Annotated in this window: 13 protein-coding genes; 4 read left to right on the forward strand and 9 right to left on the reverse strand. The window is 59.9% G+C overall.

Annotated elements, in window-relative coordinates; all coding sequences use genetic code 11:
* The first annotated feature begins 15 nt into the window (after positions 1 to 15).
* Both M5J06_RS00775 and M5J06_RS00780 read left to right on the forward strand, forming a co-directional pair.
* Positions 16 to 591: a GNAT family N-acetyltransferase gene (locus M5J06_RS00775; RefSeq protein WP_070523963.1), complete on the forward strand. Its 576-nt coding sequence runs from the start codon at positions 16 to 18 to the stop codon at positions 589 to 591.
* Between the two features lie 82 nt (positions 592 to 673).
* A complete protein-coding gene (locus M5J06_RS00780) occupies positions 674 to 1,810 on the forward strand; it encodes a hypothetical protein (protein ID WP_250223719.1) in 1,137 nt (378 codons plus the stop codon).
* A 152-nt stretch (positions 1,811 to 1,962) separates the two neighbouring features.
* Here M5J06_RS00780 and M5J06_RS00785 read toward each other — a convergent pair whose 3' ends face one another.
* From M5J06_RS00785 to glpX, 4 genes are all read right to left on the reverse strand, one after another.
* Entirely contained in the window at positions 1,963 to 3,537 is a 1,575-nt protein-coding gene (locus M5J06_RS00785) for an MDR family MFS transporter (protein ID WP_070530533.1), read from the reverse strand.
* Positions 3,531 to 4,142, reverse strand: coding sequence for a TetR/AcrR family transcriptional regulator (locus M5J06_RS00790; protein ID WP_250223720.1), 612 nt, complete (start codon positions 4,140 to 4,142; stop codon positions 3,531 to 3,533). Before M5J06_RS00790 ends, M5J06_RS00785 begins: the two co-directional genes overlap by 7 nt.
* 180 nt (positions 4,143 to 4,322) lie before the next feature.
* Complete coding sequence (locus M5J06_RS00795; RefSeq protein WP_070530531.1) at positions 4,323 to 5,723, reverse strand: class II fumarate hydratase; 1,401 nt, start codon at positions 5,721 to 5,723, stop codon at positions 4,323 to 4,325.
* A gap of 98 nt (positions 5,724 to 5,821) precedes the next feature.
* Positions 5,822 to 6,841 (reverse strand): class II fructose-bisphosphatase, encoded by a 1,020-nt coding sequence (gene glpX / locus M5J06_RS00800; protein WP_070530529.1) that lies wholly within the window; start codon positions 6,839 to 6,841, stop codon positions 5,822 to 5,824.
* Positions 6,842 to 7,042: 201 nt separating this feature from the next.
* On the opposite strand from glpX, the gene M5J06_RS00805 reads away from it, so the two are divergent.
* Positions 7,043 to 7,633 carry a DUF4245 domain-containing protein gene (locus M5J06_RS00805; protein WP_250223721.1) on the forward strand — a complete coding sequence of 197 codons (591 nt, stop codon included), beginning with the start codon at positions 7,043 to 7,045 and terminating at the stop codon, positions 7,631 to 7,633.
* Between the two features lie 4 nt (positions 7,634 to 7,637).
* Here the strand turns inward: M5J06_RS00805 and M5J06_RS00810 are convergent, their stop codons facing one another.
* The 3 genes from M5J06_RS00810 to xseA are packed head-to-tail and all read right to left on the reverse strand — an operon-like array spanning position 7,638 to position 9,560.
* A complete protein-coding gene (locus M5J06_RS00810; RefSeq protein WP_070523977.1) occupies positions 7,638 to 7,991 on the reverse strand; it encodes a hypothetical protein in 354 nt (117 codons plus the stop codon).
* Positions 7,992 to 8,279, reverse strand: a complete 288-nt coding sequence (locus M5J06_RS00815) for an exodeoxyribonuclease VII small subunit (protein ID WP_070523979.1) — start codon at positions 8,277 to 8,279, stop codon at positions 7,992 to 7,994. It lies immediately after the preceding gene.
* Positions 8,280 to 8,318: 39 nt separating this feature from the next.
* The gene (xseA, locus tag M5J06_RS00820) at positions 8,319 to 9,560 is read right to left on the reverse strand and encodes an exodeoxyribonuclease VII large subunit (RefSeq protein WP_070523981.1); all 1,242 of its coding nucleotides are present in this window, start codon (positions 9,558 to 9,560) and stop codon (positions 8,319 to 8,321) included.
* A gap of 142 nt (positions 9,561 to 9,702) precedes the next feature.
* Here xseA and M5J06_RS00825 point away from each other — a divergent pair, with 142 nt between their 5' ends.
* Complete coding sequence (locus M5J06_RS00825) at positions 9,703 to 10,662, forward strand: 4-hydroxy-3-methylbut-2-enyl diphosphate reductase (RefSeq protein ID WP_180952102.1); 960 nt, start codon at positions 9,703 to 9,705, stop codon at positions 10,660 to 10,662.
* Here M5J06_RS00825 and M5J06_RS00830 read toward each other — a convergent pair.
* Positions 10,659 to 11,402, reverse strand: a complete 744-nt coding sequence (locus tag M5J06_RS00830; RefSeq protein WP_232748431.1) for a DUF6542 domain-containing protein — start codon at positions 11,400 to 11,402, stop codon at positions 10,659 to 10,661. The two genes, M5J06_RS00825 and M5J06_RS00830, sit on opposite strands and share 4 nt — an antisense overlap.
* 35 nt (positions 11,403 to 11,437) lie before the next feature.
* Positions 11,438 to 12,508: a DNA recombination protein RmuC gene (locus M5J06_RS00835; RefSeq protein WP_070562602.1), complete on the reverse strand. Its 1,071-nt coding sequence runs from the start codon at positions 12,506 to 12,508 to the stop codon at positions 11,438 to 11,440.
* Positions 12,509 to 12,543: the final 35 nt, after the last annotated feature.

The following is a 12,543-nucleotide window of genomic DNA, read 5'->3' on the forward strand; positions in this document are numbered from 1 at the left end:
AGTAATAATTGTTCCATGAGCGACAACGCGAAAGACAAGAAGAAGGATTTCCGCATCCGTCCCTTCAATGCGGCGGACTATCCACAGATGCGAGAAATCTATGAGCAGGGCCTCAACACTGGCCACGCTACCTACGAGACCCGCTCGTTGACCTTTGAAGAGTTCAAAAACGTCAAAATCATGGCGTCAGTTTTCGTCGCTGTTGAGGCGGAGGATGATTCAAAGGTTCTCGGCTGGGTGTGCGCCGCGCAGGCGTCTACCCGCACCGTGTTCCACGGCGTCGTCGAGGATTCCATCTACCTGAGCAAGGAAGCCCAGGGAAGGGGCATCGGTGGCGCCTTGCTGGATCAGCTCATCGAGGTCTGCCGCGACCTGCATAAGTGGGCTATCCACTCGTGGATCTTCCCGGAGAACGAAGGTTCCGCCGGCCTCCACAAGTCCCGCGGCTTCGTCAAGGTGGGCACGTACTCCCACATGGCAAAGATGACCTACGGTGAGCTCGCCGGCCAGTGGCGCGATACGGACGTGTATGAGCTTCTTCTGCCGAAGCCCGAGGAGAAGAAGGCAGCAGCCAACCAGAAGAGAAAGTAATTATCCTGCTTTTCTAATGGAAGGGCATGAGTGGGGATAGAATTAAAGCTGTTCTCATTTCCCCTCGCTTAGAAGGTGAAGCATGTCCTTGCGCACTTCTGTCCTTGCCCTTACTACAGCCGTAGCCGTGTCGGCGGGTGCTTTCTCCGCACCCGTTGCCACGGCAGCAACCTATCCGTCGGCTGGTTCCGTTCCCGTGGCCGAGCTCGACGTTAATCAGCCTAACGGCGCTCTGGCCTATGTCTTTGCCGAGCCAGTGATGCAGTCAGACATCGACCTGGTTACCCGCCAAGTTCGCGAGCTGCGTGGCAAAGCCTGGGACGCGAATCTGCCCTTCAACGGCGGAACCCTGCGACAGGCCGCGAATGCCGCTGGCTACCGCACCCGCGACGCATATGTGAATTCAATCTCCTGGGATCGCGGTCTCGAGCACGCGGTTTTGCAGCGTGCTGCCGAGGGAAACTTCTTGTTTGATCATCGCCGCGCAGTTGGCACACGTACTCCTGAAATCCTGGACAATTACAATACGTTGGACAACCTGACCACGACGGACATGAAACATGCCGTTGAATCGTGGTCTACAAGCAGAAGCAGCGGTCCCAGCGAGTGGGACTACCTTGTCCGAGAGAACGGCCAATGGTCAACAAATAATGGCCACCTGTACACGATTCTTAATCCTGAATACGTGAAGTTTGCGCAGGCTCAAATCGGAGAAGTGACAGCTGGTCTCTATTCGGCCGATGATAAGCCGTCCGAACCGGCGCGGTTGGCGGCCGGTCGCCACGCATTCCCCATCGCCGTGCCGGAAAGCGCTATAAACCGTGCTGAACTGATGACCACGGGAGGCACCTCGGTCGGAAGCCAAGGAAGCCTGGGTTTGCGCATCGATGGATTCTTCGGAGCGAAGCTGGGGGTTCCGGTGGCGGCGCCCAGCAGTAGCGACCCAGAGGTCCTTGAAGTCAACGAGGACGGAACCTACACAGCAAAGTCTGAGGGCACCGCGACCGTCACCTTTAACACCTATGTTCTGCGCAATGGCCAGGCAAAGGTCTCGGATAACCAGATCACCAAGACCGTGAAGGTGACCAAGAAGTCCCTCGGCGGGGACTTGAGCTCCGGCGGCACGAATATTGGTGCCATCGTGGGCATCCTCGCCGGCGTGCTCGCGCTCATCGGCGTGGCTGCCCAGGTAGCACGCCAGTTGGGAATCTTGCGCTAAGCATCGTGACAATAAGAAATCCTCGCTACGTGAATGCTCGTAGCGAGGATTTTTGTGCTTACTTCACCCGGTTTCTACGCCGAGGGGATATCTCAGCTCCCAGACCACCGTTGCACGTCGTCAAGCGCCAGCTTGTCTCGAAGCAGTGGCTTCTAATCAATCGTCTCCTTGAGGTGCTCCTCGCGGACGGGGAGGATGAGGAGGAGCGCGATGATGGCCATAGGAACCATCAGCAAGATGACGGGGGTTAGGCCGTCGTTGTAAGCGTTGAGGATAACGTCCTTGATGGGGTCCGGCAGCTGAGCAACCAGCGCCGGGGTAAGGCTGGAGGAACCACCATTGGCGCTGGCAAACTTCTCCGCGAAGGGCTTGCCTGCCTCACCCATGGACTTGATGGCAGCGGGCATGTTGGCGGCCATTTCATCCTTCATGTTGTGGATGAAGAGGGAGCCGACGAGGGACGCGCCGATGGCGGAACCGATCTGACGGAAGAAGTTATTTGCGGCAGTCGCGGTTCCGACGAGGGCGATGGGGAAGGAGTTCTGGACAATGAGGACCAGAACCTGCATGACGAAGCCAAGGCCGATGCCGAAGACGAGGAACTCTGCACCGAGCTGGGTCAGAGAGGTGTCTGCAGTCAGCTTGGACATCCAGAACAGCGCGCCAGCAGTGATTGCTAGGCCGATGATGGGGTAGCGCTTGTAGTGACCGGTGCGGGCGATGATGAAACCGACGGCTGTGGAGGTTCCGATCATGCCGACCATCATCGGGATCATCATGAGACCCGCCTTGGTCGGGGTCAGAGTGTGAACCATCTGCAGGTAGGTTGGCATGTAGCCCAGCACGCCGAACATCGCCAGGCCCAGCACCATGCCGGCTGCGGTGGTGAGAACCATGTTGCGGTTCTTGAACAGCTGCACCGGGATGAGCGGCTCCTTGGCCTTGGATTCCACGAAGACGGTGATGATGGCACCGATGACCACGGTGATGCCCAGGCCGATGATGATCGGGTCGGACCACTCGTATTGGGTTCCGCCCCAGGTCGTCATAAGGATCAGGGAGGCGGTGGTGATGGAAATGAAGATGGCGCCGAGGAGGTCAAACTTGCGCAGGTCGGTATCGCCGACGCGCAGGTGGAGGACCAGGGTGCATACGATGATGGCGAGCAGACCCAGCGGGATGTTCATCCACATGCCCCAGCGCCAGCCCGGGCCGTCAGTGAACCATCCACCGAGGACCGGGCCGAGGACGGAGGAGAGTCCAAAGACGCCGCCCATGATGCCCATGAACTTGCCGCGCTCACGGGAGGTGGTGACCTCCGCGATGATGGATTGGGAGGAAATCATCATGAAACCAGCGCCGAAACCCTGCACGGCGCGGCCAATGATGAGCAGGTTCATCGAATCAGCGAAGCCGCCGAGCGTGGAGCCAATGACGAAGACGCCGATGCCGCCAATGTAGAGCCACTTGCGGCCCATCATGTCACCGAGCTTGCCGGAGATAGGCATGGCGATTGTCATCATGACCAAGAAGGCGGAGATGACCCAGCTCATGTGGTCCACGCCGCCGAGCTCGCCGACGATGGTGGGCAGAGCGGTGGCGAAAATCATCTGGCCCAAAGAGCTCATCAGCATGGTGAGCACGAGGGCGGAGAATACGAGGGCAAGGTTGTTATCCGGCTTGCCGCTGCCGGCCTGAGAGGCCGGCTTAGCCGCGGTATCTACCATGTCAGTCCTTTCGAAAATTTGTTAATGAGTGTGAGCGCAGATTCGAAGCGTTCCTCAAAGGGGATGTCGCAGCTGAAATCTGGCGACGCAGTGGCTATCCAGAATGCTTCCCTGATAGCAAAGGCAATGAGTATCGCCTCAGTCTCAGCCGTGACCTCGGGCATCTGCCGCAAGGAGGCATCCTGGTCAAGGCGCTCGGTGATGAGCTCCAGGATCTCGTTCGATTTGGCCCGCTTACGGCTGAGTGCCGCCGCTGCGGCATCGCTGTCCCCAGAGATCCGACGGCGACGCTCAGTGATGACCTCGTTGACATGCTGGCCAACGAGGTGTCCTTTCACTAGGTCGACCGCCAGCCTGAAAACGCTATCCGTAGGGGCGCTAAGGAAAGCCTTCTTCTGTTCCTCGGTGAAGTCATGACTCGGCGCACCGAGCACAGCAGTGTCTTTGGAATCAAAATAATTAAAAAACGTGCGCCGAGAAATCCCCGCTGCGTCGCAGATTTCCTCGACGGTAACGTCGGCGAATCCACGCTCATCCACGAGACGGGTGGCGGCGTCTTCGATTCGCAGGCGCGTCTTGAGGCGCTTCTGCTCGCGTAATGACATTTCTTCTTGCACAGAGTGCAACAGTACACCCAGTGCAAATTTGCACCAAGTGCAATTCGGGTGATTTTTGAAAGGGAGATCTAAAAATATGACGGTGGTTACTATGACGCTGAGCGTGGGCGTTGAAAACGACGAAGGCCGCCCTCCCGAAGGAGAGCGGCGGCGTTCGCGAAAGCGAGCTTAGAAGTTGTCGCGATCGCGGTTGGTCATGGTGAGAACGTTGAGGCGCTCATCGAGCTCCTCCTCAGTGAGGTTCTCTCCGTCGACGAAGCCCAAGTCGATGACTGCCTCGCGGACAGTGATCTTCTCGTGCAGTGCGTGCTTAGCTGCCTTGGCTGCGTTCTCGTAGCCAATCTTGGAGTTCAGCGGGGTCACGATGGAGGTGGAGGACTCCGCAAACTTCTTCATGCGCTCCTCGTTGGCCTCGATGCCGTCAACGCACTTCTCAGCGAAAACACGGGAGACGTTGGCCAGCAGGCGGGCCGACTCGAGAACGTTGCGAGCCATCATCGGGATGTAGACATTGAGCTCGAAGTGGCCGTTGGAGCCACCGAAAGCAACGGCTGCATCGTTACCGATAACCTGGCCAGCGACCATGGTGGCGGCCTCACACAGAACCGGGTTGACCTTGCCCGGCATGATGGAGGAGCCCGGTTGCAGGTCCTTCAAGTGGATCTCGGACAAACCGGTCAACGGGCCGGAGCCCATGAGACGGATGTCGTTGGCAATCTTGTTGAGGGAGACAGCCACGGTGCGCATGGCGCCGGAGAACTCCACCAGGGCGTCGCGAGCGGCCTGGGCCTCAAAGTGGTTCTTAGCCTCAGACAGCTCCTTGACGCCGGTGAGCTTCTTGAGCTCCTCGGTAACCTTGCCGCCGAAGTCAGCGGAAGTGTTCAGGCCGGTACCGGTTGCGGTGCCGCCGATGGCCAGCTCACCCAAGCGCGGCAGGGTTGCTTCGATGCGCTCAATGCCGAGCTCGATCTGGCGAGCGTAGCCGCCAAACTCCTGGCCCAGGGTGATCGGGGTGGCGTCCATCAGGTGGGTGCGTCCGGACTTGACCATGTCGGCGAATTCCTTGGCCTTAGCCACGAGGGATTCGTGGAGGACCTTGAGGCCCGGGATGAGGTCGTTGACGGCAGCCTCGGTCGCCGCAACGTGGGTTGCGGTGGGGAAGGTGTCGTTGGAGGACTGGCCCATGTTCACGTGGTCATTCGGGTGAATCTCCACGCCATTGTTGTGGGCGATGGAAGCGATGACCTCGTTCGTGTTCATGTTGGAAGAGGTACCGGAGCCGGTCTGGAAGACATCGATCGGGAAGGCATCGTTGTGCTTGCCTTCTGCAATCTCGGTGGCTGCCGCAATGATAGCGTCGGCCTTCTCCGCATCCAGCTTGCCGGAATCCTTATTCACCTGAGCGCAGGCGGCCTTGAGAAGACCGAGTGCGCGGATCTGGGCAGCTTCAAGGCCACGGCCAGAAATGGGGAAGTTTTCCACAGCGCGCTGGGTTTGGGCACGCCACAGGGCGTCGACCGGAACCTTGACTTCGCCCATAGTGTCGTGTTCGATGCGGTATTCAGTCATGAAGTCACCTTTTCTGTGAGATGAGAATTGTAGAGTTCTTTATGTGTGCCGTGGCACGGCATTGATGGCCACCGTAGCACTCTTCGCAGGAAAGTGGATTAGCTTTCCTTATCGTGGGGGTTGGTGTAGTCCACCACGGAGTATTCCTGCAGCTTAGCCAGCTTATGGATGGAATCGACGTAGCGGATCGTGCCGGACTTGGAGCGCATGACCAGAGAACGGGTCGTGGCGCCGTTGGGGCGGTAGGACACGCCGCGGAGCATGTCGCCATTGGTAACGCCGGTTGCGGCGAAGTAGCAGTTTTCAGAGGAAACCAGATCGTTGGTGGTGAGGACGCGATCAAGATCGTGTCCGGCCTTCCGTGCCTTCTCTGCCTCTGCTTCATCCTTAGGCCACAGCTTGCCTTGGATTTCACCACCCATACACTTCATGGCACATGCGGTGATGATGCCCTCTGGGGTGCCACCGATACCCATCATCATATCGATGGAGTTGGTGTCCTGGCAGGTGGCGATGGCGCCGGCGACGTCACCATCCATGATGAGGCGAACCTTGGCGCCTGCCTCACGGATCTGGCGGATAAGGTCATCGTGGCGCGGGCGGTCGAGTACGACGACGGTCAGGTCAGCTGGCTTGATGCCCTTGGCCTTGGCCACGGATTTGATGTTCCACTCCACGGACTCATTGAGATCGATTGAGCCAACAGCCTCCGGGCCGACAGCAATCTTCTTCATATAGAACACTGCGGAGGGGTCATACATGGTGCCGCGCTCAGCAGCAGCGATGACGGAAATAGCGTTCGGGCGGCCTTCTGCCATAAGACGGGTGCCGTCAACCGGGTCGACGGCGATGTCCATCTCTGCACCCTGGCCGGTGCCGACTTTTTCTCCGTTGAACAGCATGGGGGCCTCATCCTTTTCGCCCTCACCGATGACGACGACGCCGTCCATCTCTACGGAGTTGATGAGCTTGCGCATAGCATCCACCGCGGCGCCGTCACCTTCATTCTTCTGTCCACGGCCAACCCAGCGACCCGAGGCGAGTGCTGCTGCCTCAGTGACACGCACCAGCTCCATGGCTAGGTTGCGATCGGGGATATAAGACGTGTTATCAGACATGTGTGATTAGTCCCTTTCTTTTCAGGTGGCTCGGCCCGGGGTGGGGGACAACCCGGAATACACATTCCATTCTTCCACTTTTCCCTCGTATCCAAGCCCGAATGCCTCCCCCAGAAGAGGGGCTCAGTCAAGTTGGCCACCAAAAGGGCAGGTGGGAGGTCGCTGTCGCGAGCGCGGGAGGCGGCGTGACATACTGGGCGGGTGGCATCTGAAGATAAACCAAAGATTTTTGAGGACGCGCGTGATATCACCCTGACGGTGGGCGTCATCCTCATCATGATGTTCCTGGCGGTTGGAGCAACGGGATTGTGCTCGATCAACCCGGAAAAGCCGGGGCCCGTGCAGAACGTGGATGCCGCTACGTTTCTGGAAATGGAAGCGCGCGGCAGTGGGGCCGTCATCAGGGAGCCCGTCATGCCGGAGGGCTGGCAGCCTACGGCCGCACGGCGTAAGGAGATGGGCGGCGAATCCGGTGCCGTGGTGAGCTGGCTTACCGCCGAGGAAGGCTACGTGGAATCGGCGCAGACGCAGTTGGCGCTTGGCGATGTCCCCTCGGCCTACGACTCCAACTATCGTGGCAACTCCGAGCGGCGTGAGGTGGCGGGCCACGACGTGGAAATCCTGAGCAGTGACGACAAAGATGTGCGTCCACTGTGGATTACTGACTTGGGCGATGCCCGCCTCGTTCTTACGGGCTCTGCCTCCGACGCTGATTATGAGACGGCCCTCACCGCCTTCACGGAAGCTGAGCCGCTCCAAATTGCTGAGGATGGCAGCGTCGTCAGCGGGTAAATAGTTAGCGGAACGTCACGCTCTGCAGCGTTTCATCCCACTCCACCTCGACGGCATCGCCGGCGGCACTGGTGAGAGACTCCGGGTCGAGCCCACTCAGGCGCGTCTTGCCCAGGTAGACATCGACCTTTTCGTGTTGGGACTTGCCGGGGAAGAGTGCAATTTCGACGAGTTTATCAGCGCTAAAACGCAGGACGATGGAGCCGGAGAAATAGCTGATTTCCTCTCCGCTCACGGTGTGCGGCGGGCCGAAAAACTCCTCGACGAGCTGGCGTGAATCCCCAAAGACCATGGATCCCGCTCCGCCCGACTTGGAGACGAAATCGACGCGATCTCCCGGGTAGCCGTAAATTTTCATTTAATCCTCTCCTGCTTCTGCATTGGTGGCTGCGCTATCGGTGCCCTCAGTATTCTTGCGGAGGGCTTCCTCTACGCGCTTCGATGCGCCGTCGAGGTGCGCCTCGCAAGCTTTTGCTAGGGCCTCGCCACGCTCCCAGTATTTAAGAGACTCGTCCAAGCCCATCTGGCCCAGCTCGAGGATCTTTACGGTCTCAATGAGTTCATCGCGGGCTTGTTCATAGCTCAGTTCTTCTACCGGTGGGAACGCGTCCTGGCCGGGTTGGCCGGCACCAATTGTGTCAGTCATGGGGTCAATTCCTTTTCTCTTGTGCTCTAATAAATCGTTTTAATCTGCGGCCTGGGAGGCCATTGCGGCGGCGGTAATCGAACCATCGCCAACGCGGATGCGCAGCTGCGATCCCGGGGGAGACTGCGCATAGCTGGTGACAACCTCTGGTCCGCTACCGTCGCGAGGCAGCACCTGAACGATGGCGTAGCCCCGTTCAAGTGTGGCCGAGGGGCCCAAGGCTGAGACGCGAGCACGCAACGAGGCTACCTGGTTACTTTCGCGATCCAACCGGTGCGTAACTACCCGGCGAATCAGCGCGAGGTTGCGCTCAAGTTCCTCGCGGCGCGCGTTGATCGGCACCATGGGATCGGCGAGGACCGGGCGGGAGCGGATGCTCTCGAGGCCGCGGCGTTCCCTGTCCACCCAGCCGCGCAGCGCTGCCGCCATGCGCGAGCGGGCTTCAGAGATCAGCGCATACTCTTCGGCGGCGGAAGGAACGACGCGCTTGGCCGCATCGGTGGGCGTGGCGGCGCGCAGATCGGCGACATCATCGAGCACCGGGTGGTCCGGTTCGTGTCCGATGGCGGAGACAACCGGAGTGCGGGCGTCTGCCACAGCGCGCTGGAGCGCCTCCTCGGAGAAGGGAAGCAGATCTTCCACTGAACCACCGCCGCGGGCGATGATGATGACATCGACTTCCGGGTTCGCGTCGAGAGTCCGGAGCGCGTCAATCACCTGGGTAACGGCAGTGGCTCCCTGGACAGCAGTGTTAATGACTTCGAACTGAACCGCTGGCCAACGATCCTGCGCTACGGAGAGCACATCGCGCTCGGCATGGGACCCGCGGCCGGTGATGAGGCCAATCTTCTTCGGTAGATAGGGAAGCGGCAGCTTACGGGAAGCGTCGCACAGGCCCTCCTGACGCAGCCGCTGGCGCAGCATCTCTACCCGAGCAAGAAGGTCACCAATACCGACGTGGCGGATCTCCGTGACCCACAGGGAAAAACTTCCGCGTCCGGCGTAGAAGGCGGGCTTGCCGTAGACCACGACGCGGTCGCCATCCTTGAGCGGTGAGGGGGCATTGCGGATGAGCGAGGTGTTACATGTCAACTGAACAGATTTTTCCTGTTCGACATCACGCAACGTGATGTAGGAGAGCTTCCATGTTGGCTTCATGTTCAGCTGGGTGATCTGCCCCTCCACCCAGAGGAAACCGAGGCGCTCGATCCAGCCTTTGACTTGGTCATTGACCTTGCCGACGGGCCACGGCGTTTCCGCAGAATTGGCCGGTTGGTTCACTCGCAGTCCTTTCTCTTGAGTGGTCTAGTCTCTCGGGTATGTTCCGTCCAGTGTAAGAGGCGTGCCGGACATCTGGTGCTACCGGCCAAGCCTGGCAAGCTGTAACTACAGTATGCGCGCGACTTTCGATACTCTGGGAGCCATGACTGAAACTGCAAAGAAGGTGCTCCTGGCGGCTCCCCGCGGCTATTGCGCCGGCGTGGACCGTGCTGTTGAGACAGTGGAAAAGGCGTTGGAGAAATACGGCGCCCCTATCTACGTGCGCAAGCAAATCGTGCACAACCGCTTCGTTGTTGAATCCCTGGCTAAGCGTGGTGTCATCTTTGTGGAGGAGGCTTCCGAAGCCCCTGAAGGCGCTCACCTTGTATTTTCTGCACACGGCATTGCGCCGACGGTGCGCAAGGAAGCGGAGGAACGCAAGCAGCTAACGCTGGACGCAACGTGCCCGCTGGTGACCAAGGTGCACAAGGAAGCACAGCGCTTTGAGCGCGATGGCTATCACATCTTGCTCGTCGGCCACGAGGGCCACGAAGAGGTCGAAGGCACCGCCGGTGAGGCCCCAGAGGTTACCCACTTGGTAGATGGCTTGGACGGCGTCGACAAGCTGCCGGATTTCCTCCACGATGAGAAACTCATCTGGTTGTCGCAAACCACATTGTCGGTTGATGAAACCATTCAGATCGTCAATAAGCTGCGTGAGCGCTTTCCGCACCTGGAGAATCCGCCATCAGATGATATCTGCTACGCCACTCAGAACCGTCAGGAATCGGTGAAGGCCATTGCCCCGAAGTGTGATCTCATGATCGTCGTCGGGTCCCAGAATTCCTCCAACTCAAAGCGTCTCGTCGAGGTCGCCCTAGAAGCAGGCTCTAAGGCCTCGCACCTCGTAGACTTCGCTTCGGAGATCGAAGAAGCTTGGCTGGAGGGCGTGAACACCGTCGGTGTGACGTGTGGCGCATCCGTGCCTGAACTGCTGGTCCGTGAGGTACTGGAATTCCTGGACGAGCGTGGCTACCACGACGTTGAGCAGGTGACGACCTCCACGGAGACCATCACATTCTCCTTGCCGCGCGATCTGCGTCCGGCACGCACCGCGCGTTAATCCTCGTCGTAGAGATTCTCTTCCAGCGGCTGGGAGGACCGCTGGGAGCGCTCCCGTGCGCGCCGCGCATTCTCTGCCGATTCAGCGGCGGCACGGCGGAATTCCTCCCGCTCATCTGCGTCGGGGGAGGCTTGTTTGCGCTGTTCGCGCTCCTCGGCCTGAATACGGCGGCGTTCTTCGCGGTCGCGCTCCCGGACTCGGCCGGAGCCTGTGGCTTCACGAGCAAGGAGCTCGGCTACGGAAAGACGCTCGGAGCGGTTTCGAAGGTCGGAAGCTGCGTCGGTGCGGCGCTTTTCCTGGGCTTTGGCCTCACGGCTCTTCGCGCGATTGTCGCTGCGCCACAGTCGCAGGACTGCGAGTAGCGCGCAGGCAATTACTGTGACAATAAGTACGGGGAAGTGCTGCAGCAGCGGGAAGGCCGTGGTGAGAAGCGCGGTCTTAGAAAACGGCGACGCGCCTTCTGGCAAGGCTGACGTGGAACTGATGAAGCCACCGCCCACGGTTCCCAGCGCGTAGAGCAGGGGCAATGAAATTACCAGCATGTAGAGCCCGCGGGTTTCCACCAGCCAGGTGACGGCGAGCGATCCCAGTCCAAAAATCAGGGCGAACGGCAGCCCCACGCTGCCAAGCACTCCTGAGACCGTCAAAGCCACGAGCGTTACGACGAGCGCGAGGAGAAGCGCTCGGGTAAGCGGCATCCCGCGGCGGGGAGGGCGGCGACGATTTTTGGCAACTGACACGCCCAGAGAGCTTACCGGGAATGTTGGCCAAACCGTTATTCATTCTGGGCGCGCCGCGGCCAAGAACCGACACGGCGCGGCTCCACGGGCAGGCGGTCGACGCGGGCGGGGACGTCCAATTCTTTGAGCCGCCGTGCAGTGACCGAAACGCGCGAATCCAAACTAGCCAGGCTTGCGTTATAGGCCTCCACCGCGCGCTCCAGCCCGCGGCCCACCTTGTCGTAGTGCTCATTAAGAGTGTTGAGCCGGGTGTACAGCTCGCGGCCCAGGCGCTGGACCTCGCGGGCTTTATCCTCGATCTCTTCGTGCTGCCAGCTCACCGCAACGGTACGTAAGAGTGCGAAAAGGGTGCTCGGGGTAGCGATGACGATGTTGCGCTCGAAGGCGAACTCGAGCAATTCAGCGTCGATAGACAAGGCCGCGTCCACGAAGGTGTCAGCGGGGACAAAGAGGATCACAAATTGTGGTGTGGGGGAGAAGGCCTCGATATAGTCCTTCGACGCCAGTGCCTGCACGTGGGAACGCATGAGGTGCGCATGGCGGCGTAGGTATCCAGCCCGCTCCTCCGGGTCTTCAGTCTCCATCGCATCGAGGTAGGCGCTGAGCGGTACCTTGGCGTCCACGATAATGCTGCGCCCGCCGGCCAAGTGAACGACAAGATCGGGGCGGACGAGCGAGCCATTGATGCGGGCGTTCACCTGTGAATCAAAATCCACGTGTTTGCGCATACCGCCGAGCTCGACGACGCGCTCGAGCTGCACTTCGCCCCAGCGTCCCCGAACATTCGGGGAACGCAGTGCGCCGACCAGCTTGTCCGTGCGGTCAGACAGGCGTGTCGACGTGCGGGTCACCGCTTGTACTTGGCTGCTGAGTGCTGCGAGCGATGTCGCCCGATCCTCCTCGATTTCTTGGAGCTGGAGGCCCAAACGGTCCATGGCCTTCTCTAGAGGGGCGAGTTCTGCTTGGCGGCGTTGAGACTCTTGAAGTGCACGGTGTTCCTCTGATGGCTGGGCGGACTGTGCGGAATAGGCGCGGGCCAGCCAGCCCAGAGCGGCCCCGATGATGAGGCCGAGGAACAAGAGCACTACGGGAAGGGAAGACGTCATGCCTGTCATCATGGCACGCTCCCCGGACACGGAGG

The sequence above is a fragment of the Corynebacterium intestinale genome, assembly GCF_023574125.1.
Taxonomy (GTDB): domain Bacteria; phylum Actinomycetota; class Actinomycetes; order Mycobacteriales; family Mycobacteriaceae; genus Corynebacterium; species Corynebacterium hesseae.

Bases quoted from the DNA above. Each gene is read 5' to 3' on its own strand.
- M5J06_RS00810 (WP_070523977.1), bottom strand. From the start codon at position 7,991: ATGAAAATTTACGGCTACCCGGGAGATCGCGTCGATTTCGTCTCCAAG.
- glpX (WP_070530529.1), bottom strand. From the start codon at position 6,841: ATGTCTGATAACACGTCTTATATCCCCGATCGCAACCTAGCCATGGAG.
- M5J06_RS00825 (WP_180952102.1), top strand. From the start codon at position 9,703: ATGACTGAAACTGCAAAGAAGGTGCTCCTGGCGGCTCCCCGCGGCTAT.
- M5J06_RS00785 (WP_070530533.1), bottom strand. From the start codon at position 3,537: ATGGTAGATACCGCGGCTAAGCCGGCCTCTCAGGCCGGCAGCGGCAAG.
- M5J06_RS00835 (WP_070562602.1), bottom strand. From the start codon at position 12,508: ATGACGTCTTCCCTTCCCGTAGTGCTCTTGTTCCTCGGCCTCATCATC.
- M5J06_RS00780 (WP_250223719.1), top strand. From the start codon at position 674: ATGTCCTTGCGCACTTCTGTCCTTGCCCTTACTACAGCCGTAGCCGTG.
- M5J06_RS00815 (WP_070523979.1), bottom strand. From the start codon at position 8,279: ATGACTGACACAATTGGTGCCGGCCAACCCGGCCAGGACGCGTTCCCA.
- M5J06_RS00790 (WP_250223720.1), bottom strand. From the start codon at position 4,142: ATGTCATTACGCGAGCAGAAGCGCCTCAAGACGCGCCTGCGAATCGAA.
- M5J06_RS00775 (WP_070523963.1), top strand. From the start codon at position 16: ATGAGCGACAACGCGAAAGACAAGAAGAAGGATTTCCGCATCCGTCCC.
- M5J06_RS00795 (WP_070530531.1), bottom strand. From the start codon at position 5,723: ATGACTGAATACCGCATCGAACACGACACTATGGGCGAAGTCAAGGTT.